The organism is Ochrobactrum teleogrylli (assembly GCF_006376685.1).
GTDB classification, from domain to species: Bacteria; Pseudomonadota; Alphaproteobacteria; order Rhizobiales; family Rhizobiaceae; genus Brucella; species Brucella teleogrylli.
The window spans coordinates 49,698-74,999 of record NZ_VEWL01000001.1; the positions used below are offsets into that span (position 1 = coordinate 49,698).

A 25,302-nucleotide genomic window follows, 5' to 3' on the forward strand; every position below is an offset into this window, starting at 1 on the left:
TCTGTCTGTGCACGACAGAACTGCCGACATGGAAGTTTTCTTCGCTCTATCTATTTGTTTTTGCGCATTATCCTACGCAAAACCGCTTCGCACTTTTGCTGGAAATGCTCTATGGTGCCCTAAAGTTCTATGGAGGAAGCCGTTGAAGATTTTTATTTTCGGCAGTGTGAATGTGGATGTCAGCGCCCGCATGGCGGCGCTGCCTCGTCCGGGGCAGACGGTGAATGCATCGGGCTATGGCATCGGTCTCGGCGGCAAGGGCGCCAATCAGGCTGTGGCTGTCGCCAAGCTTGGCGGCGATGTGCGTTTTGTCGGCGCGGTGGGCAATGATGCCTTCGGTGATCTGGCCGTCAAGCAGATGCAGGAATTCGGGCTCAATACGGATGGCGTGCGTGTGACCGATGGTGTCGATACGGGCATGGCGATCATTCAGGTTGACGAGGCCGGGCAGAACACGATTGCGGTTTGTGCGGGTGCCAATGCGCATTGGTCGGCAGCCGATATCGACGCTTATGCTGCCGATATTGCCAAGGCGAAGATCACCCTTTTGCAGCGCGAAGTGCCGCATGAGGTTAATCTGGCTGTTGCACGGGCGGTAAGGGCTTCCGGCGGTCAGGTGCTGTTCGATCCGGCGCCGGTTGGCGATGCCAGCCGCATGGCGGACCTGATCGCACTTTGCGATATCATCTCACCAAACGAGACGGAAGCCGCCGAAATCACTGGCATTGAGCCAACCGATCTGGCCTCGGCAGAAGCGGCGGGCCGCAACCTTCTGGAACGCGGCCCCAGGACCGTTATTCTCAAGCTCGGCAGCCGTGGGGCGCTGCTGGTCACGGCGGATGAGGTCCGGCATTTCGAGCCGTTCAAGGTCAAGGTCGTGGATACGGTCGCTGCCGGGGACAGTTTCAATGGTGGCTTTGCGGTCGCCTATGCGGATGGAAAATCGCTGCATGATTGCGTGCGTTTCGCGTCCGCCTCGGGCGCGATAGCAGTCACGCGGGCAGGTGCTGGTGCGGCAGCGCCGACCGCGCACGAAGTGGAAGCGCTGATCGCCAGCGCCTGAGTTTCACTCGTCAAACTGCAAGCCGCGCTGGCTGGACCAGCGCGGCTTTTTTTGTTTTGACGAGGGATCAGAGCGTCGCCAGACGTTCCGTCAAAAGCGTGAAGAAACCATCCGCATCGACATCCTTGATGAAGAGCGCGTTCTTCGGGCGGTCGGTCACTTCCCACCAGTCGACGACGGTTTCACCGATGGTCAGCTCCGAATTGATTTCGATTTCCACATTGCAATGGCGACCGGAGTAAAGCTCCGGCTTCAACAGATAGGCGATCACGTTCGGATCATGCAGCGGGCCGCCATCGGTGCCGTATTTGGCTTCGTCGTAACGCTCGAAGAATTCGAGCCATGCCGCGACGACTTCGCCGACATGGGTGCCGAGACCGCGAATGGCGGCGATGCGCTTTTCGGTGGTCAGCACTTTGTGCGTCACATCGAGCGGCAGCATGGTGATCTGGATGCCGGATTTGAACACAACCGCTGCGGCATGCGGGTCGACATAGATGTTGAATTCCGCCGAAGGCGTGATGTTGCCGCCCTCGAAATAGCCGCCGCCCATCAGCACGATTTCCTTGACGCGTTCGGCGATCTTCGGTTCGCGGATCAGCGCGGAGGCGATGTTGGTGAGCGGTCCCAGCGGGCAAAGCGTGACAGTGCCGGGTTCCTCTTTCATCAGCGTTTCGATGATGAAATCGACGCCGTGCTGCGCCTGAAGTGGCATGGTCGGCTTGGGCAGATCATAGCCGTCGAGACCGGTCTTGCCATGGACGTTTTCAGCCGTCACAAGCGGGCGCACCAGCGGGCGGATGGAACCGGCAAACACCTTGGTGTCCGGCTTCTTCGCCACTTCGCAGATGGTGCGCGCATTGATTTCCGTGCGCGCCAGCGGGCCGTTGCCCGCAACAGCGGTAATGCCGAGAATGTCCAGCTCCGGGCTTGCGAGCGCCAGCAGAATGGCAACGGCGTCGTCCTGACCGGGATCGGTATCGATAATGATTTTACGGGCCATGTTAGGGTTCCTAATAGGGGAATTAAAGAGCGTTGCGCGCTGCATCGACCGTCTGGTCGACAAGCGCTTCGAAAGAGATTTTCGCCGGGCGGCGCATATAGGTGACGATGTCGTCGGCCAAAAGCGGCTTCGACCAACGTTCCGCGATGATACCGGAGCCGTGCTGGATGGCGATCATGCTCAGGATCTGAGCTGCGTTGCAGTCGACATCATGACCGATGCCGCACACGATTTCGAGCGTGCGGTCGAAATCGCCTTCGCCGAACCACAAGGCGATAACCTGAGCCGCCGCATTCGGATAGACGTGGATCCAGTTATATTCGGCATATTCCGCATCGCATTTCGCCCATGCGTCCTGCCAGCTGGCTGCGGAATGGCAGGCATCAAGCGCGAAGGCCAGAACAGCGCCATATTCCGTTTCGGTTGAAAACAGCCCAATCGTTGAGACAAGCAGTTCGCGCGTGTCTCTCTCCGCAAAAGCGCGGGCGGCCATGACGGCGTTGAACACCTCGCCCAGAATGCCGTTACCGGCATGGGAGATTTCGGCGTCCATCCATGCAAGCCGTGCCGCTTCGCGGGCGCGACCGGGCACAACCATGCCGCAAATGGTGCCACGCATCTGCGCGCCGATCCATTCATCGAATGGATTGTCGGATTTGCCGGTTTCCGGCGGCGTCAGGCCACGGCGCATATTGGAAAGCGCGATGGCTTCCGCCGACCAGCCAAGCGGGATCAGCGCAGTCCAGCGCTCGGCAATGTCGCGGCAGGTAACAGCGGAACCCTTGTCGCCAAAGGCTTCCAGAAAGGCGATTTCGAAGGTGATATCGTCATTATAGGTGTTGGGCTCACGCACATAATCGCGGATCGGGCCGAAAACCTCCATGATGTTTTCAGCCGTATAGCCTTCCAGTGCGGTTCCAGCTGCCGCGCCCACCAGTTGCGCCATCCATGCGGCTGCGGTGCGGTCGCGGAAATCGTCTGAATGCACAGCGTAGAGCACATCATCCGGCCATTGGACGGCGGCGTCGAACTCCTCCCACGACCCATATCGCACTGTCTTCTGCGAAATGTGGTTCGGGTCGGGCGTTGCTGCCCGCATCAGTACGCGCAGGCGCATGTCGATCCGGTAGAGCGTTTCGAAATCGCCGCGCTCAAGCGCTGCCAGCCCATCGCTGAGAAGCTCTGCATAGGGTTCCAGCACATAGCCCTTGTTTTCGAGCGATTGCAGCGCGCCTGCCATCAGGCATTCGGGTGCTGCCGATCCTGGCACATTGCTTTTCCAGAACATGGCCATGAGATCGTCCTGCGCCTTCATGACGGCGCTCGCATCCCATGTCTGTTCTTCCGCCGTCCGCACCACGGGTTTGGTGTCGCGCAGCAGATCGCGGGTCAGTTCCCAAGCCTTCATGTTCTTCTCATTTTCATGCATGTCAGGAGTTCTTCAATTGCCGTGCGCGCCGCTGCTTGCGGGCGGCATGGATCGTCAGCACGACCACCGGAACGAGATAGGGGATCATCTGCATCAGTTCGAACGGCAGTCCGAGACTTTGCAGCGTGATGGCAAGCGATTCCGCAGCCGCCAGTACAAGGCTCGCGGCAAGCGTGCCCCATGCCGTTCCCTGTCCCATCACTTCGGCTGCAATCGCGATAAAGCCGCGACCGGCAGTCATGTTCTGGGCAAACCACGTCACATAGCCCAGTGAAAGATAGGCGCCCGCCGCACCGCCGAAGAGGCCGGACAGGACAAGCGCCTGCATCTGCACGCGCCGGACCTGAATGCCTGCGGCGCGCGCCGATTTGGGATCGACGCCGGTGGCGCGCAGATGCAGGCCGAAACGGGTGCGCATCATCAGCAGGCTGACCGCCGGGACGGCCAGAAGGGCGGCGAAGGTCAGCACATGAATATTGCCGATGAAAGGCACTGGCAGGCTTGGCAATGCGCCGCTTTTCAGCGCGCCCGACATGCCCTTGTCGCCGGTCGCCAGATAAAGGCCGAGCGTGGTTGCCGCCGCCGCCGCAATGTTGAGCGCAATGCCGGTCATGATGAGGTCGGTGCCGAGACGGTTGACCGAAACCGACATGATCCAGCCGAGAAGCGCGCCCGCAATCAGCGCGGCCAAAAGGCCGATGGCCGGGCTTCCCGTTGCGGCACTGGCCAGAACGGCGATGAGCGCCGCCACAAGCATCATGCCTTCCATGCCGATGTTCAGAACACCGGCGCGGTCGGAAATCATCACGCCAAGCGCTGCCAGCAGAAGCGGCGTCGCCACACGCAGGATCGTGCCGATGAAGGACGGATCGAGAATTTGTGCGAGAACGGTGCTCATGGCTGCACTCCGGCTTGTTCGCCTTCACGATTGCGCAGGCTTCGGATCAGCCGCAGCACGGTCGGATGGTTATGGATGACGCTGGCCGTGGCACCCACCATGATGGCCGCTGTTACCAGTCCCACCACCTCGGTCGGAATATTCATGTTGCGGGCGAGAAGATCGCCGCCCACCTGAACAAAGCCGAGGAACAGGGCAGCCGGGATGAGCATGAACGGGTTTTCCCGCGCCAGAATGGCGACGACAAGGCCGGTCCAGCCATAGCCGGGCAGGTCCAGCCAGGAAAAGCGCGCATGAAGCCCGAGCACTTCGAGCGCCCCTGCCATGCCCGCCACCAGACCACCGACAATCTGCGCCCGCATGATGATACGTTTCAGCGGTAGGCCGAGATGATTGGCGAAGCCGGGGCTGGAGCCCGCAATGCGGATATTAAGGCCGGAGCGCGTCCAGTAAAGCCAGATGCCGCCCGCGATACAGGCCAGAATGGCGATGATCGAGCCGCTGTTGAGGCGCGTGCCCGCCAGAAGGCGGTCGAGCTTGGCCTCGGCGGGAATTCTGTAGGACATCATGCCGCCCGCAGCCGGATCGCGGATAATATAATTGAGCACATAGAGGCCGAGAAACAGAAAGGCGTAGTTCAGCACCAGCGAGGTCACCATTTCCGATGCGCCATAGCGCAGGCGCAAAGCCGCCGGAATGGTGCAGGCAAAACTGCCCGCAACGGCGCCGCATAGAATGGCGACGGGCAGCGAGAACCAGCCGAGCGACGGGATCAGCACGGCACCTGTCACCGCGCCGAGCGCGCCCAGAAAGAAGCCGCTTTCCGCACCGAGATTGAACAGGCCGGAGCGGAACATGATGGTGATGGCAAGGCCGGTCAGCATGATCGGCGTTGCCGCTTCCACCATATTGCCCATATGGCGGATGCTGCCGAAGGGGCCGAGGAAAAACGTCTTCAGAATCGCCGCCGGGTCATCCTGCATAAGCGCCAGCGGCACCAGCAGCACGGCCATAATGACGGCAATGACCAGCACGGTCAGGAAGAACGGAACGAGGGAAGCCAGAATTTTGCGCATCAGGCAGCCACCTTGGTTCCGAGCATATAGGGGCCGAGCGTCGCAGGTGTGATGTCGGACCCGTTTTCAAGATGGGCAACGATGCGCCCGTTGAAAAGCACAACGACACGGTCGCTGAGGCGCAGCAATTCGTCGAGATCGGCGCTGACCAGCAGAACCGCGCAGCCGCCCTGCGCCACTTCATCGATGCGGCGATGCAGGAAAGCCGCCGCCGAAACGTCGATGCCGCGCGTCGGCTGATCGGCGATGAGAAATTTCGGATTGGTCGCCAGCTCGCGCGCTGCAATCAGCTTTTGCGCATTGCCGCCGGAAAGGGAATCGAGCCGCTCCGTAATCGCGCCGGCGCGCACCGAATAGCGCTTGATCATATCCTGTACGCGCGTCTTGATCGCATTCCAGCGCAGGAAGGGTCCGCGATCCGTATCGGAGTTGCGGTCGGTTCCGGCGATGGCATTTTCCGCCAGCGACAGGCCCGGCGCGCCGCCTTGCGAAAAGCGGTCGGCAGGAAGATAGGCAAGGCCCTTTTTGCGCCAGCTGGCCGTATCGGCGCGCAGCATGTTTGCGTCGTTGAAGCTGATAGTGCCGGTCGCGGCTTCCGCCAGACCGGACAGGACGGAGACGAGGCCGCGCTGGCCGCTGCCATCCACACCCGCAACGCCGACGATTTCGCCTGCGCCAATGGTGAGGGTGATATCGTTGATGCGGTCGGCAGGATCGGGCGCCATGGTCGTCACGCCATTCATGGTGAGAACAGTTCTGGTCGGACCGGTCTTGTGGGCGCGTTTTGGAATATCCACCGCGTGGCCCATCACCATCTGCATGATGGCATCGTCGGGCACATCGGCAAGCTTTTCCGTGCCGGTGACAGCACCGGCGCGCAGCACGGTGACGCTTTCCGCCAGTTCGCGCACTTCGTTCAGCTTGTGGGAGATGAAGAGAATGGTGATGCCGTCGTCGCGCAGGCTTTTCAGCCGTCGCATCAGTTCCTCGATCTCCGGCGGAGAGAGAACGGCCGTCGGCTCGTCGAGGATCAGCAGGCGCGTGCGGCGCGCCAGCGCCTTCAGGATTTCGACCTTCTGCTGGGCTGCGACGGATAGTGTGCCCGTGATCGCATCCGGGTCGGCATGCAGGTCATATTGCTGCATCAGTTCATCGACCATTTTGCGCGCGGCAACGCGGTCGATCAGTCCGGCCTTTACCGGTTCATGGCCGAGAATGATGTTTTCCGTAACGGTCAATGTCGGCACCAGTGAGAAATGCTGATGCACCATGCCGATGCCCTTCGCGGCGGCATCTTCCGGCGACCATGATGCGATATGCTGCCCATCCACGACGATTTCTCCCGCCGTGGCATTTTCAATGCCGAACAGGATTTTCATGAGCGTGGATTTGCCAGCGCCGTTCTCGCCGCAAATGGCGTGGATCGATCCGGCGCGGATCGAAAACGACACGTCGCGCAGCGCAATCGTGCCGTTCGGATAGACCTTGCTCACATCGCGGAAGGCGACGATAGCATCGCCGCCTTCATGTGTTTCAGCTTGATTTGCCACGATCAGGGACGAACCTTGTTGCGCATGGCATTGAGGTCTTCGGTGCTGAGCCCAAAGCCGGTCGGAACCGTGATCTTTCCTTCGGAAATCTCGTCGGAAGCCTTCTTGATGGCGTCCTTGGTTTCCTGGCTGGCCATGGTCGCCATGTTGCCATCCATCACGATGCCAACTGCGCCTTCCTTCAGGCCAAGCGCTTCCGCCTTGCCGAAAGGCAGGTCGCCTGCCTTGAAGCGATCATAGGCCTGCAAGAGGCTGACATCGACGTTTTTCAGCACGGAGCTGACAACCTGCTTGGCAATGGCCGGGTCGCTGTCCTTGAAGATCGCTTCCTGATCGGAATCGACGCCGAGTACATATTTGCCGGTTTCCTTGGCAGCCGAAAGCTGGCCGAGGCCGGTCTGCGACGCGACCACAAAGCCAAGCGCCACATCGGAGCGATATTGCGCGAGGCCGAGTTCCTTGCCCTTGGCGGCATCCATGAAGGAACCGGCATAGGAAATGGCGATCTTCACATCCGGCGTGACCGACTGTGCGCCTGCAATATAGCCAGCGAGGAAATCGTTGATGACCGGAATATCCATGCCACCGAGGAAGCCCAGATTCTTGCCCGTATCGCCAAGCTTGCCGTCTTTCAGCAGCGAAGCCGCCAGCATGCCGCCGAGATAGGAGCCCTCGTTCTGCTTGTACTGGATGGAATAGACGTTGTCATAGCCGCCTTCCTCATAAGGCACGCTCGCATCGTAAAGAACGTATTTCTTGTCCGGATACTGCTTGGCGACCGAACCGACGGTTTCCGACATCTGATAGGTGCCGCCGATGATCAGGTCCCAGTCCTGTTCGGACGCGTCGAGGAAGACCGGCTCCCACTTGGTCGGATCGTCGCCGATTTCGAGAATCTTGGTCTCTACCTCATCGCCATATTTGTCCTTGATCATCTTCATGCCCTTGGCGGCGGAATCAAAGAATGATTTGTCGCCGAGGGCGCCGTTGATGATCAGGAGGATCTTGTCCTTGGCTTCCGCTGCGGTAGCGAAAGTGCCGATCGCCGTGGTGGCGGCAAGAGCTAAGGCAAGATGAATTATTCCCCGTCTGGTGGATTTGAGCACAACGCAACTCCATTTTCTTGTTTGAATGAGATGGTTTTTCCTTGCTCCGGCAAAAATGCCACCCCGCAGAACCCCCATGCATGATGCGATCAAACGATGATGGGTGGCGGGAGTCAATCTCCTTCGATTCCCGTCACTGTGGACAATAGTTTTCGGCAAACGAAAAGCATGGCTTCTGCAATGCAATCCGCTCCTGTAAGTTGCCCGGCATCTTGTTTTTGATGGGGTGGTCGTGAAGAAAATCGTTGGACTGGCAATTCTTGCACTGCTCGCGGCGGTGCCCGCTTATGCTGAAGACGACTGGAAGGCCGTCGAAGAGGTCAAGCCTTACGCCATTACCGGCCAGACCGGCATTGATCTCTATCGATCCATTGGCCAGCGTGGGCCGAAGATCGGGATTGGACGGGTGATCGCCCATACGAGCTATGTGCTGACCTGGGACCGCAAATTCGATAACAGCAACAATGGCTGCACGATTCTGTCGGCAAAACCGAAGCTGAAGATCACCTATACGCTGCCGAAGCCGTCACAAAAGCTGCCGTCGCCGGTGCGCGAAAACTGGGACGTCTTCATCGAAGGCATCCGCAAGCACGAACTGGTGCATGGCGACAGCGCCAAGGACATGACGCGGGAAATCGTGCGCCGTACGGTTGGACTTTCCGTGCCCAACGATCCGAAATGCCAGAAAATGCGCAAGGTGCTGATCAAGGAAATCACCGATCTGGTTGCCGTGCAACGCGCGCAAGGCCGCGATTTCGACCGGGTCGAAATGGGCAATGGCGGCAATGTGCAGCAGCTTGTCCTCGCGCTGGTGAATGGCGGCTGATCAGAGTTCCATCACATCGCGCCGGTCTTCGGCGATCAGCTTGCGGATCTGCTGTACGATCTGGTCGCCATGCGCCTTGCCAAGCCGGTCTGCTGTTTCGACATCCTGCTCTTCAATGGCGCGGATCATGTCTTCATGTTCCGTCACATATTGTTCCGGCAGCTGGTCCGAGAAGGACGAATAATAAAGGCGCAGCAAACGACGGCCTTCGTCAAGAAGGCGTGCGAAAAAACTCGTATAGAACGGGTTGCGCCCGGCCTCGGCAATCGCCGCATGAAAATCGCGATTGGTCGAAATCATGTCCAGCGCGTTTTGTGCGCGCACGGCCCTGGCAAAATCTTCCTGATGGGCGCGGATGATCTTGAGGTCCGCTTTGGTGCGGTGGCGTGCGGCAAGCCGCGTCGTGACGCGGTACATCAGGGTGATCGCGTCGAAAAAGGCAGGCAGGCTCAGAAAGTCGATATTCGAAACCACTGTCGAGCGGTTGGGGAGCGTCGTCACCAGCCCGTCGCTGGCAAGCCTCACAAGCGCCTCGCGGATCGGCGTGCGCGACATGGCAAAGCGCTCCGCAAGCTGGTTTTCATCAATGGGGCTACCGGGCGCGAGCGAAAGATCGATGATCTCGTCGCGCAGCACATCATAGACCATCTTGACGCCCGAGCCCTTCTTGCGGTCGGCAGATTGGCCCTCAGACCGGTTTGCCGATTGGCTGGATGGTGCTTTGCTCATGGCGTGTCCTTTATTGAAAGGGGCGGGCGGGAAGAGCCGGGAGGCATGCTTTCACGCCGTTATCCGCGATAACCTTTGTGATGGTGATTAGATCGTAGTTGCAATTGAAATTTTAGTCGACAAGAAAAATACATTGTGTATATTTGATTTCATACAAGGCTTGCTGAAGCCGGTTGTAGACTCTGGTTGATTGAAAAACGCGTTGAAGAGATTCAAGGACAGGACCATGACTTCTGATATTTTTTCCGGCTGCATTCCCGCACTCATGACGCCATGCAAGCCAGACCGTACGCCGGACTTCGATGCGCTGGTGCGCAAGGGCAAGGAACTGATCGCCGCTGGCATGTCTGCCGTCGTCTATTGCGGTTCGATGGGCGACTGGCCGCTTCTCACCGACGAACAGCGAATGGCGGGCGTTGAAGCGCTGGCCAAGGCTGGCGTGCCTGTCGTCGTCGGCACCGGCGCGGTCAACACGGCTTCCGCTGTCGCTCACGCTGCTCATGCCCAGAAAGTTGGCGCAAAGGGCCTGATGGTCATCCCGCGCGTTCTGTCGCGTGGTTCGTCGATTTCCGCCCAGAAGGCGCACTTCAAGGCCATTTTGGCGGCTGCGCCCGATCTTCCGGCGGTTATCTACAACAGCCCATATTATGGCTTTGCCACCCGCGCCGATCTTTTCTTCGCGCTGCGCGCTGAGCATCCGAACCTGATCGGCTTCAAGGAATTCGGCGGGGCGGAAGCCATGCGTTATGCGGCAGAAAACATCACCAGCGCCGATGACGATGTGACCCTGATGGTCGGTGTCGATACGGGCGTGTTCCACGGCTTCGTCAATTGCGGCGCAAAGGGTGCCATCACCGGCATCGGCAATGTGTTGCCGAAGGAAGTGCAGCATCTGGTATCGCTGTCCAAGGCCGCTGCTGCGGGCGATGTTGAGGCCCGCGTTGCCGCGCTTGAACTGGAAGCCGCACTTGGCGTGCTGTCCTCCTTCGATGAAGGCCCGGACCTCGTCCTGTTCTACAAGCACATGATGGTCGTGACCGGAAACCCGGAATATGAACTGCATTTCAACGAGACGGACAAGCTGTCCGATGCCCAGCGCGGTTATTGCGAAGCACAGCTGAAGCTGTTCCAGACCTGGTATGCAGAGTGGAACAAGCAGGGCGGCGCGGTCGCGAAATACGCAGCCTGAACGTTATAAAATTCGCAAATAAAAAACCCCGCCAATTGGCGGGGTTTTTGTTTGGTTGCGGTCCGAACTACGCGACGGCGTCGAGGCCCTTCTGGCGCAGCATTTCGAGCTGTTCCATTTCCGCCTGCGTCAGCGAAATGCCCTTGGAGAGCGATTCACGGCGGGCCGCGAAACGGCGTTGCGAAGGCAGGCGCGCACCCTGACCGGCAATGGCTTCCAGCAGGATTTCGCCGTGCTGGATCGGATTGAGACGCCCACCGGCCATGCGTGTCGGGTCGAAAGCGAGGATCAGTTCGCCGTGGCGCGGGGCAATCGTCGTGGTGCCAAGATACGCAAGCGCTTCCGGGCTGCTAAAATCGCCGATCATGGAACCGGCCAGAAGCTCGATCATGGTCGAAATGGCCGAACCCTTGTGCTGGCCGAAGGGCAGCATGGCGCCTGCGAGGGCTGCTTCCGGATCGGTGGTCGGATTGCCTTCGGCGTCAACCGCCCAGCCTTCCGGCAATTGCTTGCCAGCGCGGCGGTAGAGTTCCAGTTCGCCGCGTGCCGCGACACTGGTTGCAAAATCGAACACATAGGGGTTTTCGCCAGTGCGCGGCCAGCCAAACGCAAATGGATTGGTGCCAAGAAGCGGCTTGCTGCCGCCCGCAGGCGCAACGGTCGCATAACTCGGGCACATGGCCATGGCTGCTAGGCCTTCGTCGGCCAGCGCTTCCACTTCCGGCCAGAGGGCTGCGAAATGGGTGCAATCATTGATGACGAGGGCGGCCAGACCGAGCTCGCGCGCCCGTTCGATCAGCGCCGGTTTGCCGGTTTCGAATGCGAGATTGGCAAAGCCGCCATGAGCTTCGACGCGCACCACGGCGCTGTCATCCACGGTCAGCACGGGCACGGCATCGGTCGCCACCTTGCCGCTCTTCACGGTGCGCAGGCAGCCTTCGATGCGGTAAATGCCATGCGATTTGCAGCCGTCGCGTTCTGCGGCGACAATGGTGCGCGCGATTGCGGCTGCATGGTCATCGCTGAATGTGGCGTTGCGGAGTGTGTCCTTCACGAGTTCGAACAGTTCATCGACCGTAATCAGGATGGCGTCGCTCATCGTGATGTCCTTTCATGCAGCAAAACCGGGAAAAATCGTTCTCCTGTGCATAAGGGCTGCATACACAGAAGTCATCCGAAATTGTGGTTTTGCCTCTCATGAAAGAGAACGACATTATGCAGGCAAGGCATCATCTGTCCCCTGACGGATGATGCCGAGCCCGATCCTTTCAGATCATTTGCGACCCAGTTCAAGATAAGTAATGCCGAACACGACAAGTGGCATGGCGGCAATCATTCCAAACGCGATCCAATGGAGCCACTGCATAGTGTGGTCCTCCGTTGTTGTGTTGTTGGAGAAAGTGGGCGGTGTTGGCCTCCGCCTCACATCAACCAGAGTGTGACTGCCGCAGCGATCACGAATGCGGCGGCAAAACTGCTTTCCAGTCGGTAGTACCAGAGCATGACAGCCTCCGTTATGGTTAACGAATGCTTAATAAACGCGGCTCTGGCGATTTGGTTCAATCGGCCCTGTAACATAATTGAGAGCGGCTTCGTGATGCGAAGCCGCTCTGCTGTGCGTTTACCAGTTGACGCGCAGGCCGACATTGCCCTTCAGCGTGTAGCTGTCGCCGAAATTATTCAGGCTTGTGTTGACCAGTCCTTCGCCGAACACGGAATAGCGCCGATTGTCGAAATCATAGCTGCCGCCGACGCCGAGACCGCCCCACAGACGATCCTGACGGCTTGCCAGACTGACGCCTGCGAGATCGGCACGGGTGCCGTCGCGGAATTCGTAATAAAGGTTGGCGATGCCGTAGAGGCTGGCGCGGTCGGTTGTGCCCCTGGCGTTCTGCCAGGAAGATGCGTAATCGAGATTGAGGCCAAGACGGCCTTGCAGGCTCTCGCCACGATCAAACCGCGCGGCGCTGCCGAAACCGTCGATGAAGTTGTCGGCGTCCACCGACGAATAGACCAGCTGGCCTTGTGGCGTGACCGACCAATCGTTGTCGATGGCGAGTTTCTGCCCGCTTTCCAGCGACAGCGCATAGCCGAATGCATGGCTTCCGGTGGCGAGCGCCGATGCGCCTTCTGCCGATGTGGTCAGGTCGCTGTCATACCATGTCGCCTGCGCCAGCCCGTCTGCATAAAAGCCGTTCTCGCCATACCAGGTCAGGGTTCCACCGAGGCCATAACCATCCGTGGAAATATCGCCGGACACGAAGTCGCTGGACGATGTTCTGGTTTTGCCATGCATATATTGGCCGAAGATGCCGCCAATGAGGCGACCCTGCTCATTTTCCAGAAATGCGCCGTCAATACCCGCCTGCATCTTGAAGATGTTCTGACGGATTTGGGTTCCGGTGGTGCTGTAGTCGGCTTCAAGACGATTATGCGCGCCTTCAATGCGGCCCCAGACGCCATTGCCCATGGAGGTTGCGGTTTCCTTGTCGGAAGACGTGGTTTGCCCCACCCAGACGCGGTTGCCCGTGCGCTGGCGCAGCGAGGAGACGTTGTTCATCCCAAGCAGATGCTGCGAATAGGCCTCATAGACCGGCGCACCGGCTTGCAGCTTGCCTTCCGGTTGTGGTTCCGGCTTCTCTGGAACTGGATTTTCAGTATTGGGGTTTTCCGGATTTGGGTCTGGATCTGGCGTGGGGATCACTGGCGTCTTCTTGGAAATCAGATACCAGTCATTGGTGTTCTGACCTTCAGCATTGCCTTTATAAAGGCCGTACTCATACGCGCCGATCACCACAGCGGGTCTGCCGCCTGCACGATATTGCGCGTCCAGTATGAAATCACCGTCAGAACTGCCGTTGACCTTGATGACTTCGATGCCCAGCGTCGTGCTGTCGCCCGTTCCACCGCGATTATTGACATGGAGGAAGCTGGTGCCCGACGTATTGCCATCGATCACGATCGTGTTCGTGTTCGACGTGTCGTCGCCAAGAACGGCATTGATCGTCAGCATGCCGTTCTTGCCGACATAATCGCCGGTAATATGAAGATTGTTGCTGGTCGATGTGCCGAAATTGACATTACCCGCATTGGCGAGCGTCACCAGTGTCTGATCCATGTCGTTGAGATCGAGCGTCGCGCCGGACGAAACTGTAAAAGCCGATGACGTGCTGAAGGCGTTGGTCGCACCCGCTTTCAGGGTTCCGGCTTCGATATTGGTGTCGCCGCTATAGGTGTTGTTGCCCGACAGGGTGGTCGTGCCTGTTCCGCTCTGGAATACGGTGCCGTTTCCAGAAATGTTGGCGCTGAAATCAAACGCATTGTCGCGGTTGAACGCCAGTTCGCCCTCATTGGAGATTTGCTGGCTGGCCAGACTGCCCGTCGCGCCGCCCGCACCGAGCTGAAGGCGCGCACCAGCTGCAATCGACGTTGCGCCGCTATAGCTGGTCGCGCCAGCCAGAGTGAGAACACCGCTGCTGATCGTGACGCCGCCCGTGCCGCTGATATCGCCCGCATATGTTGTGCTTGCGTTTGTGATCTCGAGGGTCTTGGTTCCAAGCCGAACCTCGCCCGTGCCAGTCAAGGTCTGGATCGATGTGGAGGTGGGGGTTATCGCGCTGATGTCAAAAGTTCCATCGACATTGATGAGGCTGGATGAGTTCAGATTGCCGGTACGAGGGCCGGTGCTGAAAAGCTTGAGCGTTCCTGACCGAATATCGGTGTAGCCAGTGAAGCTATGCACGCCATCGGTAATGAGATCGCCATTGCCTGTCAGAATCAAGTTACCCTGACCTTCTATAGGGCCACCAACGTTCATTATGTTACCTGAATTGACCACATTGACTGTCAAAGTATGCGGGCCGAGCAAAATGCCGTAGCTAGGACCAGTTTTCAACTCGCCGCCATTTGGATTATCAATCAAATATTCCAAATCATTCATGATTTGAGTTTTTCTCGGGCCTGTGGATTCCAATTCGCTAGCGTAGTGGATACCTATTCCATTTACACCATAAATCTGCACTAGGCCGGGGTTTCCAAAGCCACCGATGCCATTGGAACTAGATAAGTTCGCCCCATCTTCGAACAAGATGCTCCCGACCTGCACGGTAGAGTTCGTAGATACCGATATTGTTATAATGCCGGAACCGATTATGGCGGTATCGTTGTCTGTCGGCGCGGAGTCACCTGCCCAGTTGGCTGCGACATTCCAGGAACCACCAGACCCGCCTGTATATCTAATATCCGCTGCATTCGCTGTATGGGTCAGCAAGAGCAGCGCCGTGCTCGCAGAAAGGACGGCTGCCAGTTTGTGCAATGGGTATGTCCGCATCAAATTATCCTGCATAGTTCAAGGGACAACCAACGTCGGTTGTCTTGGCCCGCCGACTTTCGTGGGGGCACGGTCGGCTGGGTCTGTTCAGATTGTTTGGGAGCTTGCGTCGTGCTGGGGCTTCAACGCTGATCCTGCGACGCAGGGTGCTATGGGGTGAAGTGCCTTCCGCAAGACTGCATGTTTAAATGTGTCATGGCCGCGCAATCGTAAGTTGTGCTGAGGCGGATAAAGGCATAGTGGTTCTTCCGGTATGTATAGAATCGCTTATTAGGATAAGCTATATAAATTATATTTGAAACAGTAAAAGAAGTTTCCGAAAGTGTTTTCTTTAAATAAGTCGTCATCAAATTATATATTACTAATATAATAGAGTAGTAAATATTAACAACATTTTAACATCCTGATCCATTCACGCTGGGCTTTCGACGTGACCAAATTGCCGGGTCATTTGCTCACGTAAAGCGGAACCGAAAGCGTAAGAAACGCTGCGGTGCCCTCGACCCGGTTTTCGGTATGCAACTCGCGCAGCAATTTCACCCGCGCCTGAACCGGTGTTTTATCGAATTCGAAATTGTAGCTCGCGGTTACACCGAGTGCCGCCACGCGCCCGCGATAGCCACCGAGCACGGCTCCGCTGCCGCTGTCGTCGCTGATCTGCTGGTAATAATAGCCGATGGCACCGAGCGAGAACTGTTTCGAGAAATATTGCGAAACCGCGCCTTCCACATGGAATTCGGTTCCGGTGCGGTAATCGGTTTCTTGGTTTTTCCCGTTGAAGGTGAAGCCGACTACGCCGGATATGTCGAGGCCGCGCGCCGGGTCGAACCAGGTGCCCGCAGCGGAAAGATCGCCACCCCAACGGTGGAAGGCAATATTGGCGAGCGAGTCCTTCTGGTAGTCCCCAATGGGAACATTGACCATACCATTGAGGCTCCAATGGAAGTCGCCGCTGTTCCAGCCGATCGTGGTGGTGACCACCGGATCACCAATCCTGGTAACGCTGTTGTCGATATCGCCCGAATAGGGGCCATAGACCAGATCGGCATCGACATTCTGTTGGCCGAAAGGTGTGGTCAAGCCAAAGGCCAGCCGTCCTCCCAGAAGTTCATAGGGCGTGGACCATATGAAGGTTGGGAGATCGACAACGGCCTTGGCATCGACACCAAAGCCGACCACACCGCCCAGCGGCAGCGGCGCGGACGCACCGGCACTTGCGCGATAGAAGTAGGTGTCGTTCTGCAGATAGAGTCCGGGCGCGGGCAGGATCGCAGCCATTGGCCCCTTGGACCCCAGCAGGTAGAAGCCGAGACCGTTTTCTGCGGCCTGTGCGCCAAAGCAGAGGAGCGTCGCCGGAACGGACCAGAGGATAGGCTTTAGGGTTTGGACTAGTGGTTTCATGAGCCTGCTCTGATCCAGAGGTTCAGTGATGTTGGTTTTACAGTGGCAATCAGTGGGTGTTGTAACCTTCGATAGCGACAACCGGCTTCTGCCCGTTGATCTGTGCCTTTGAGACTGCCGCGGTGATTTCGCGCGTCTCGCGGGGATAGACCGTGACGTAATTGTCGTCATAGGTGATGGGCAGAATTTCACCGGAACTATCGTCTTGCCGAAGCTCCGCCCGGACAAAGAAAGCGATGTGGTCGGTCGGGTTGTTCAGCGAAATCTTGAAGCGGCGGAAGTCGTCTTGGGAGGCGATTTCTTCAAGTGTGGTTTTGAGTTCCACCTTCGGCATCGTGTTGAGCGGGGTGAAGTCAGCCCATTGCTTTTGTTTGAGTATCATGGCGTCCATCATGGAGTCTGGACTCATGTTTTCAGGAATGTCGTCCTTTGCCGATTGCCAATATGTGTTCTCCGCAAGCACTTCGTTCTTGGCATCGCGGAGTTGCAGGCGGACGAAATAAACCTTGCCCATGTCGCCATAACGCGGAAGCGTCATGGCGACTGTCGAGGTGGTAGGACTGGTGGTTTTGACGGTCACATTCTTCTCGTGCTTGAGCTTGCCGTTTATGTCGTAGAGCCGGGCGTTGACTGTTAGGTTTTTCAAGCCCCCCAGAGTCTGGTTGACGAGATAAATTTTGGCTTTGGAATGGTTGCCGGTCGCATAGCCGTCAAAAACAACGCTTAAAGGCTGCAGGGCTTTCTTGGCTCCGAAATAGCCGCCGCCCTGTTTCATATAATAATCGAAGAGATGACCGAAGAAGGATGGCCAATGGCTGTTAAGCATCCAGAAAATCGTCATCTTGTGGGCGTCCCCACCCAGCGCGCCATAGGCTTCGTTCTGCGCGCGGACATTTTCATAGGTCGTGAGCTGAGCCTTGCGCGCAAGATCTTCAACGCTATCTGCAGGACCATATCGATTGGCAATGGCCGCCTTGGCGCTTTCAAGCGTGCTGTTGCCGGGTGCGGAACCGGCGCGCATATACCAGAAATCATTGATGGGCCAGAGCTTGTCCGCTGGCAGGAATTTCTTCAGACTGTCCAGCGGCAGAATAGTCTCGTCATTGCCCGATTCAGCGATGGAGCCCATCGCGCCGATGATGTCGCCCTTGAACCAGAAGGCGGGCGCGCGCCATGAATAGGGCGCCGCCATATGGATGCCGCTCCAGTCACCGTTGCGGGCGGACACCGTATCGACCACCGCATTTTGCCAATGCATCTTTTTCAGAATGGCATGGTATTCCTGAAGGACGGGAGCCGGGGGCAGTCCATCGCTGCCATTCGCCCAGATGAAGGCCGAGGCATGCGAGCGAAAATCCGCGATCATGTCATGAACTGTGGCATAAGCGACGGCGTAGTCTTCCTTGTCCCAATGGCTCCACAGTTCCCACGATCCGCAACACATGAGGCCGCGCATGACCGGGATGCCTTCCTTGTCGGCCAGCTCCAGCATGTCATCATCGGCGAACTTGCCCTCCCAGCGCAGCATGTTGACGCCAAGGTCTTTCGCATAGCGGATGATGTCGCGATCGCGCTGCGGATTGTTGTCGAACAACAGGTCGGGCGTATAGGCCGCGCCACGAATCAGATAATCACGGCCATTGACCTTGATATAGAAGCTGCCGGGGTTCTTGAACTTCGGAAACAGCTTGGAGTTGTCGATGTGCTGCGTGATCTTGCGTATGCCGAAATCCGTTGTTGCTGTATCGGAAACCTTGTCGCCGATGCTAAAGGTGAGTTTCAGATTGTAGAGGTTTGGCTTGCCCCAGATATAGGGCCACCAGACATCGGGCTTATTCACCGTCAGCGTCTTGACTTGTTCCGGGGTAAAGCTTTCTTCGCGAGTTTCGTTGGCTTTGAGCGTGACGGTCTTTTCGAGGTGAATGCTGGGCTTGCCCTCCCGGCTGATCTCGCCGCGCAGTACCCCCGTAACGGGTTCTGAAGAGCGGTTGATCAGATTGGCATAGACATCGAGCTTCGCCGTCTTCAGATCTGGCACCGACAGGTCGGCTTTGACATAAGGATTGCGCAAGGCAACATCGCCGCCATAGGTGAGATAGACCTTGCGCCAGATACCTGCGCCCTTATCGGGGATAAAAGAGGTTTTTGTCGCGTAATCGCCGAGATATTTCAGGTTGATCCAGTCCATCCAGGTGTCGGTCAGATCGACACCTTCGCCTTTCCCCGGATTAAGGCTGTCACCCAGTGTCAGGCTTGGGGTGCGCTGTTCCGGGGTGATTTTAACCGCCAGCAAATTATTTGCGCCGGGATGGACCAGCTTCGTGACGTCAAACTCGTACTTGCGGCTCATGCCGACAACGGTGTCGGGACCTGCGATCTTTTGGCCGTTCAGCCAGATTTCGCCGCGATAGTTTAGCCCGTTGAAGATGAGCGTGTAACGGTCGTGCCCTTCTGGAACATCGAGCTTGGTCTGATACCACCATTGGTGTTTCCACAGGGTGTTGTCTACCTTGGTAAGATTGTCCCCATAGTAGATATCCTTGTAGACACCAGCCTTGCTGAGCGTGTTCAAAACGGTGGAGGGCATCGTCTGGATGGCGTAGCCGCTGTCGACAAGAGGTGCGTTGGGCACGTCGATCTGTGCTGCTTTCGCGTCGTCGTCCCGGATGAGACGCCATCCATGCTGCAGCTCGATTTTGCCGCTGGTAGCTTCGGCGCGCGCTTCGAAAGTCAAAGACGAAGCAAGGATTGCTACGGCAACCAGAAAATACCCCACGCGAGCCATTTGCCCTCCAATGTATAAAGGTCGGAACGCTAACGCTTGTGCCCGCAGATTGAATTCGTTGTTTGATTTTAGGCTGGCCGACAGCGTTATGCTGGATGAAAACGCAACACTATTCTTTCGAAGAAAGCCGGTAGTTTGATCCCGGCATTCGCTGTTCAACAACATTGTTGTGGGCGAGTGTCGGGACCGCTCTCAAAGGGAGGGCGCTTAAACAATGCTATTGGTTTTGCAGCATTTTCCGAAATATTCGAGGCTACGCTTCGGCCATCTCTTCTCTGTTGTGGGGTCAACCTTTATCAGGCCGAAGTTCTTTGCAAATCCTTCGTTCCATTCCCAATTGTCCGTGGAAGACCAGTAGACCAGCCCCTTCAGGTTGACGCCCTTCTGCATCGCTTTATAGGCTTCCTCAACATAGCCCTTGATAAAATGAATTCGCGTTGTGTCCTCGACGACGCCATTGACGACTGTATTGGGTTCGTCAACCGGGAAGCCAAATTCAGTAACGTAAATGTCGGGGGCGCCATAACCGTTGTGGACACGCAGCAGGGTTTCGGAAAATCCATCCGGTTCGTAGGGCAGATATTTGGTGAGCTCGAGATTATCCGGAGGCGTGTCCTGCACGAAGCCGAGTGGCGTGTGCGGTTCGGCCTTGACGTAAAAGCGTGAGTAATAATTGACGCCGAGAAAATCAGGTCGCGCGGCGATGATTTCCATATCGCCGGGCTGGACGACTGGAGCGACCAGTGCGTGCACCTCTACTGGATATTCCTGGCCGAACAGCGGATCGAGATAGGCCGTGTTCCAGTAAGCATCCATCATTCGGACGATTTTTTCATCTTCCGGGTAGTTGGACTTGGATCGGACGGTCTGGAGATTGAGCGTGGTGCCGACCTTCGCGTCTTTCGGCAGATTCGCCCGGGCGGCCGCGATGATAAGGCCCTGCGCGACATTTTGATGATGGATCGCATCCCCCATTGCCCTCAAGGATATATAACCCGGCGCAAAGCGTCCCGAACCATAGCCGAAGGTGGAAACGGTGCCAGGCTCGTTCATGGCAATCCAAAGCTTGATGCGATCGCCAAACCTGCGCGTTATAATTTCGGTGTAGTCGGTTGCATATTGGATGATTTCACGATTGCGGAAATCACCGGCCCAAATGGGGTTTTCAAAATGCAGGATGGTGGCCATGGGATCAAGACCGAGCCGAAGCATCTCGTCGATCATACGGTCATATAAGTCCAACGCAGCGGCGCTTGGCGCGCCCGGTCCTTCGGGCTGGATGCGTGACCAGTAGAAAGAAAAGCGAAAAGTGTTCAAACCGGCTTGAGACAACAGGGCAAACTCTTCGCCGTAACGCGTTTCGAATTGCGTGTTCTTCACGTTGGTTGAGCCGTCGCGAATTCGACCTGAAATATCGGCAAAAACGTCCCAGTTGCTGCGCCCGCGCCCGGCGCGGCTTTCTGCTTGCGCGGCGGCGGAAGCGACGCCCCACTTGAAACCGGCTGGAAAAGTCTTGTCTTCAGCGAAGGCAATTTCTGGCGCAAGGGCAGTTGCCGCCGAAGCTGCCGCCACCTTAAGAAACGAACGTCGTGAGAAGCTAAGCCGGCTTGTCAGTTCGTGGTCCATTCGCGAGATCCTGTGTTTGAAAGGATTGAGTGACCAGTTCTCAAGAGGCAAATATCTGCCGTCTCGGAAAGAACGAGCTTTCCCGTTGCTGCGATAACTGGCCTTAGAAAAACTTGATCTTATGCATAACTATGGGGGTGGACCTGCTTCATAATGGAACAGGGTGTTTTATTCTCTTCGGAATGAGCTATATGTAAAAATCAAAGTCGAGCAATGCGTTTTTATCCCATATTCAGTGCAATATTATCTCAACCTAATAAATATCGATAGATATTAGATTTTATTTGGAAATATAAAATTGTCGGTCTATATTTAAAAAGAAATATAAAAAAGATGGTCTGCGCATGAGTGAATCATTGCTTAAAGCGAGGTAGTTCCTTTTGCATAAAAAGCTTAAAAAATGCTGGAGTTTCGAGACTTAGGAAGAATACAGGTCGACCTCCAGATAGTCTCAGGAAATAATTATTGCCCACAATATTCTGCGTGGCTCGACGAAAGGCTGGTAAATAGTGTCGGAATTTTTTCTCTCGACCGACATGGTGGATGAAAGATATCGCACTGCCTTTTGGCAGGAAGTATCGAAGCTTATATACGAAGTCTCTCCCGTAGACGAGGATGGTCATGCTGAACTGATCGGCACCATTCGCTCACGGATTTTTGACAGCATGGTGCTGGGCGACACGACATTCAACGAGCAGATTTGCCGGCGAACGCCGGAGATCATTGCGCGCTCAAATCTCGATATCTGCCTGCTGCAGCTTGTCCTGTCGGGAGAATATACCGGTGACTTCGATGGCACCTATGTTCAGGTGCAGCCGGGCGATATGTTTTTCGTGGACCTGACGAAAGTTCTGGACAGCCACAAGGAAGCGGGTGCGCGGGTGACCCTGGCGATCCCCCGGTTCGAGATCAATAAGTGGTTTCCTGCGAAGGATCTGCACGGGCTTATCCTGCCGCGGAATGTGAACATCAATCAGGTGTTGTTCGATTTCATCTTGAGTCTGGATGGCGCGCTGGATTTCATTCAGGAGACTGAAATACCGGCGATCAAGGAGGCGCTTGTGCTGTTGCTGGTGGCGGCGGTGAATGGTGTCGCGCTCTCGCCGGCACAATCGAGCGCCATTGACCAGACGATGCGGCAAAGGGTGATCGACTATATCGATCTGAATATTCGCGACCGGCGTTTGAGCCCCAAGACGATCATGGCGCATTTCAAACTCTCCCACTCGCATCTGTACCGGCAGTTCGAGCAGGATGACGGCATCACCAAATTGATCCGGCAAAAGCGTCTGGATTTGGCCTATCGCTATCTGATCCATAGCAAAGGTAAGGCGGAAACGCTGAAAGAGGTCGCCTATAAATGCGGCTTTTCAGATCGCGCGCAGTTTACCCGGTTGTTCAAGGAACGTTACGATGTTTCACCGCAGGATTTACGCGAATTGAAGCGATTGCCGGGGCATGATCCGATGTCGGCTTCCAATCTGCACCAGCATATTGAGGATCACCTGACGCGCATACAGCCCGCCAAACCGTGAAGGATCAGACCGCAGCTTTTTGGTGGGCACGGTCTTGTTCCGCGATCAGCACGGTAATGATGCCAGCCACGAGAACGGCGTGTTCGCTGACCTGCGGCAATCCCATCAGTTCGCCGAATGTCCCCCGCGCCAGCGGTCCGGCAATCAGCAATGTCTCGTCGGCGAAGCCCGACGTGGAGATTGCATGACTTTGCCAGTCGCAGAGCAGGCCAAGCCCCGTCGGGCAAAGCGCCAGATGGCCTGCTTCGGCAAGCGCCGCCAGCAAGGGTTGCGATCCGAGAATGCCGCCATGGCCGGGACCGGTGGTGACAACAACCTTGTCCACGTCGAGGATATCGAGTTGGCCTGTCCGGCGATCCTTGAGACTGATGCGCAAAGTACCGCCGGAGGATTCCGCGCTACGGACGGAGGCAGCGCGCACCGAAAGGGTGCCCTCGACGATGGCGCGGTCCAGCGCATTTTCCACCTGAGGCGCGATGCGGAAGCGATGCACGTCCCAGAATGGACGCACATGCCGCGCGATGCGTCTGCGCTCCGAAACAGGCAAAGCCCGCCAGATGTTCTGCCCCTGAAGGCGGACCGCATCAAGAACCGGATGCCAGCTCAAGCCATCGGCGACTGCGGCTTTGACGGTTTCACGGACCCGTTGCAGCAATTGTGAAGCGCTGAGCGAGGGCGGGTTGAGAAAATCGCCATAAGGCTCGTGGGTGACATGGGGATGCCCGCGCGAGCGGAGACCACGGCGCGAAATCGAAACGATCTGCCCCCTATGGCCATGCGCTTTCAGCGTGGCAATGACGTCGGCGGCGGTCAGTCCGTTGCCGACCACCAGCACGCGGTCGTCCGGCTGGACATTATCCAGCGCGCTGGGGCGCGTTGCGTCGGCAATCAGCCCGGCATGGTCCCTGATCGGCGCGAGTACGCCGGGCAGCGAAGGGGCGGGGTGGCTGACCGCCAGGACGGCGATATCGGCAAAGACCGGCTCGCCATCTTCGGTGTCGATAGTCCAGAGGCCACTGTCTTTCGTTGCCTTCACGGCGCGGGTGCGGCGGTGTTCCACACGTCCGGCTTCAATTAGCGGCGCCAGCTTCGATGACGCATAAAGCCCAAATACCGTGCGGGCGGGGAAGGGCGCACCGTCTATGCTGAACGCATCCGGGTCGCCTTCCAATATTCCGGTTTCCGCAAGCCAGTTGCTGAAATCCTGTGGTTCGTCGGGCAGGATGGACATCCGGTCGGCAGGCACGTTGATGCGGTGCACGGGTTCGAGCGTATCATAGGCCAGACCGCGCCCAAGCTTTTCGCGCGGTTCAATCACCACGATCCGCCAGTTGGCGTCATGCCCTTGTTGGGACAGCTGGCGCGCCAGATGCAGTGCAACAGCCGCGCCTGTAAAACCGCCGCCGATAATGGCGACGGTGCTGCTGTGGGCGTTCATCGGCATTTCAAATCTCACGAGCCGGAAGCGACCTTTACATTACCCCCATGTCCGCCGCCGCCAAAGACCTGTTTTTTGCCGAAGGACGAGCGGATCTGGTTGCGCGGTCCTTCCAGCCCCAATTCGGGGAACAGCAGTTCTGAAACGCGATAGGCTTCTTCCAGGTGCGGATAGCCGGAGGCGATCACCGTATCGATGCCCAATTCCTGATATTCGCGCAGGCGGGCGGCAACGGTTTGTGGCGAACCGACCAGCGCGGTCCCGGCGCCGGAGCGCACAAGGCCGATGCCCGCCCAGAGATTGGGCGAGACTTCCAGCTTGTCGCGGCGACCATTGTGCAAGGCGACCATACGAGCCTGACCGACAGAATCGGAATTCTTCAGGAAAACCTGCTGGGCGGCGGCGATGGTTTCGTCGTCGAGATGCGCAATGAGGCGGTCGGCGGCTTCCCACGCTTCCTCGTCGGTTTCGCGCACGATGAAGTGCAGGCGGATGCCGAACGAAATCTGGTCGTCGCGGCCCTTGGCTCTTGCGGCCTTGCGAACGGCGGCGATCTTTTCGCCGACTTGTGCCGGGGGTTCGCCCCAGGTCAGGTATTTATCGACGAGACCGACCGAAAAATCGATGCCTGCCTGCGACGAACCGCCGAAATAGATCGGCGGGCGGGCCTGCACGGGCGGCAGGCCAAGGGCAGCGTCATGGGCTTTGATGTATTTGCCGTCGAGATTGCCATGGCCCGTTTCGATCAGATCGTTGAACACCTGGAAGAATTCGTCGGCATGGTCGTAGCGTTCGTCATGCGGCAGGAAAATGCCATCGCCAGCCAGTTCCTGCTGACTGCCGCCAACGACGATATTGAGAAGCAGCCTGCCCTGAGACACGCGGTCGAGCGTCGAGGCAAGGCGGGCATAATAGGCGGGCGAAGCCACGCCGGGCCGGATTGCGACAAGGAATTTCAGCTTTTCCGTGTAAGCGGCAAGATTGGCGGCCAGAACGAAGGATTCTTCGCAGGCAACCCCTGTCGGGATCAGAACGCCGGAATAGCCGAGGCGGTCTGCCGCCTGCGCGATTTCCCGGAAATAGGCGGGATCGGAAGGGCGGCTCAGCGCTTCGGTTCCCAGATAGGTGCCGTCACCCGAAGACGGGATGAACCAGAGAAAATCGAGCGGCTTTCCATTGGCGGACATGAGAGACCTTTCTTCCTGTGTTCCGTATGCCCGCGCATTGCCCGATTAATGCCATCGGGCGCTCGCAGCAGCGGAGCGTGTTCGGGGAATATTGTACCTGAGCAGATCGCCCGCTTAAGGAATGCGATGCT

The 25,302-nt window shown here is 57.5% G+C and carries 18 protein-coding genes; 4 read left to right on the top strand and 14 right to left on the bottom strand.

Annotated elements, in window-relative coordinates:
- Window positions 1–190: 190 nt before the first annotated feature.
- Window positions 191–1,063, top strand: coding sequence for a ribokinase (gene rbsK / locus FIC94_RS00235; RefSeq protein ID WP_235891946.1), 873 nt, complete (start codon window positions 191–193; stop codon window positions 1,061–1,063).
- Window positions 1,064–1,130: 67 nt separating this feature from the next.
- Here rbsK and FIC94_RS00240 read toward each other — a convergent pair whose 3' ends face one another.
- The 6 genes from FIC94_RS00240 to FIC94_RS00265 are packed head-to-tail and all read right to left on the bottom strand — an operon-like array spanning window position 1,131 to window position 8,125.
- Window positions 1,131–2,066: a nucleoside hydrolase gene (locus FIC94_RS00240; protein WP_121538891.1), complete on the bottom strand. Its 936-nt coding sequence runs from the start codon at window positions 2,064–2,066 to the stop codon at window positions 1,131–1,133.
- 22 nt (window positions 2,067–2,088) lie between these two features.
- Window positions 2,089–3,474, bottom strand: a complete 1,386-nt coding sequence (locus FIC94_RS00245) for an ADP-ribosylglycohydrolase family protein (protein ID WP_235891926.1) — start codon at window positions 3,472–3,474, stop codon at window positions 2,089–2,091.
- 22 nt (window positions 3,475–3,496) lie between these two features.
- On the bottom strand, window positions 3,497–4,393 hold the full coding sequence (locus FIC94_RS00250; RefSeq protein WP_140023519.1) for an ABC transporter permease: 897 nt from the start codon (window positions 4,391–4,393) through the stop codon (window positions 3,497–3,499).
- Window positions 4,390–5,469, bottom strand: coding sequence for an ABC transporter permease (locus FIC94_RS00255; RefSeq protein WP_140023520.1), 1,080 nt, complete (start codon window positions 5,467–5,469; stop codon window positions 4,390–4,392). Before FIC94_RS00255 ends, FIC94_RS00250 begins: the two co-directional genes overlap by 4 nt.
- On the bottom strand, window positions 5,469–7,019 hold the full coding sequence (locus FIC94_RS00260) for an ABC transporter ATP-binding protein (protein ID WP_140023521.1): 1,551 nt from the start codon (window positions 7,017–7,019) through the stop codon (window positions 5,469–5,471). The genes FIC94_RS00255 and FIC94_RS00260 overlap by 1 nt, the downstream gene beginning before the upstream one ends.
- Before the next feature lie 2 nt (window positions 7,020–7,021).
- A complete protein-coding gene (locus FIC94_RS00265) occupies window positions 7,022–8,125 on the bottom strand; it encodes a BMP family ABC transporter substrate-binding protein (RefSeq protein WP_109367850.1) in 1,104 nt (367 codons plus the stop codon).
- 250 nt (window positions 8,126–8,375) lie between these two features.
- Here FIC94_RS00265 and FIC94_RS00270 point away from each other — a divergent pair, with 250 nt between their 5' ends.
- Window positions 8,376–8,951: a DUF922 domain-containing Zn-dependent protease gene (locus FIC94_RS00270; protein ID WP_371830839.1), complete on the top strand. Its 576-nt coding sequence runs from the start codon at window positions 8,376–8,378 to the stop codon at window positions 8,949–8,951.
- On the opposite strand, the gene FIC94_RS00275 is transcribed toward FIC94_RS00270, so the two are convergent.
- Window positions 8,952–9,680: a GntR family transcriptional regulator gene (locus FIC94_RS00275; protein WP_121538894.1), complete on the bottom strand. Its 729-nt coding sequence runs from the start codon at window positions 9,678–9,680 to the stop codon at window positions 8,952–8,954.
- Window positions 9,681–9,906: 226 nt separating this feature from the next.
- Here FIC94_RS00275 and FIC94_RS00280 point away from each other — a divergent pair, with 226 nt between their 5' ends.
- Window positions 9,907–10,869, top strand: a complete 963-nt coding sequence (locus FIC94_RS00280; RefSeq protein ID WP_109367848.1) for a dihydrodipicolinate synthase family protein — start codon at window positions 9,907–9,909, stop codon at window positions 10,867–10,869.
- A 67-nt stretch (window positions 10,870–10,936) separates the two neighbouring features.
- Here the strand turns inward: FIC94_RS00280 and FIC94_RS00285 are convergent, their stop codons facing one another.
- The 5 genes from FIC94_RS00285 to FIC94_RS00305 form a co-directional block, all read right to left on the bottom strand.
- Entirely contained in the window at window positions 10,937–11,968 is a 1,032-nt protein-coding gene (locus FIC94_RS00285; protein ID WP_140023522.1) for an Ldh family oxidoreductase, read from the bottom strand.
- Between the two features lie 522 nt (window positions 11,969–12,490).
- Window positions 12,491–14,686: an autotransporter family protein gene (locus FIC94_RS00290; protein ID WP_180917859.1), complete on the bottom strand. Its 2,196-nt coding sequence runs from the start codon at window positions 14,684–14,686 to the stop codon at window positions 12,491–12,493.
- Between the two features lie 960 nt (window positions 14,687–15,646).
- Entirely contained in the window at window positions 15,647–16,600 is a 954-nt protein-coding gene (locus FIC94_RS00295; protein WP_140023524.1) for a SphA family protein, read from the bottom strand.
- A gap of 49 nt (window positions 16,601–16,649) precedes the next feature.
- Window positions 16,650–19,385 (bottom strand): glycoside hydrolase family 2 protein, encoded by a 2,736-nt coding sequence (locus FIC94_RS00300; RefSeq protein WP_180917861.1) that lies wholly within the window; start codon window positions 19,383–19,385, stop codon window positions 16,650–16,652.
- A gap of 207 nt (window positions 19,386–19,592) precedes the next feature.
- Window positions 19,593–21,011 carry a glycoside hydrolase family 1 protein gene (locus FIC94_RS00305; RefSeq protein WP_140023526.1) on the bottom strand — a complete coding sequence of 473 codons (1,419 nt, stop codon included), beginning with the start codon at window positions 21,009–21,011 and terminating at the stop codon, window positions 19,593–19,595.
- Window positions 21,012–21,520: 509 nt separating this feature from the next.
- Here FIC94_RS00305 and FIC94_RS00310 point away from each other — a divergent pair.
- A complete protein-coding gene (locus FIC94_RS00310; RefSeq protein WP_140023527.1) occupies window positions 21,521–22,546 on the top strand; it encodes a helix-turn-helix domain-containing protein in 1,026 nt (341 codons plus the stop codon).
- A 4-nt stretch (window positions 22,547–22,550) separates the two neighbouring features.
- Here FIC94_RS00310 and FIC94_RS00315 read toward each other — a convergent pair whose 3' ends face one another.
- Together FIC94_RS00315 and ssuD are read right to left on the bottom strand one after the other, a co-directional pair.
- The gene (locus FIC94_RS00315; protein WP_140023528.1) at window positions 22,551–23,984 is read right to left on the bottom strand and encodes an FAD/NAD(P)-binding protein; all 1,434 of its coding nucleotides are present in this window, start codon (window positions 23,982–23,984) and stop codon (window positions 22,551–22,553) included.
- A gap of 14 nt (window positions 23,985–23,998) precedes the next feature.
- On the bottom strand, window positions 23,999–25,171 hold the full coding sequence (gene ssuD, locus FIC94_RS00320; RefSeq protein ID WP_140023529.1) for an FMNH2-dependent alkanesulfonate monooxygenase: 1,173 nt from the start codon (window positions 25,169–25,171) through the stop codon (window positions 23,999–24,001).
- Window positions 25,172–25,302: the final 131 nt, after the last annotated feature.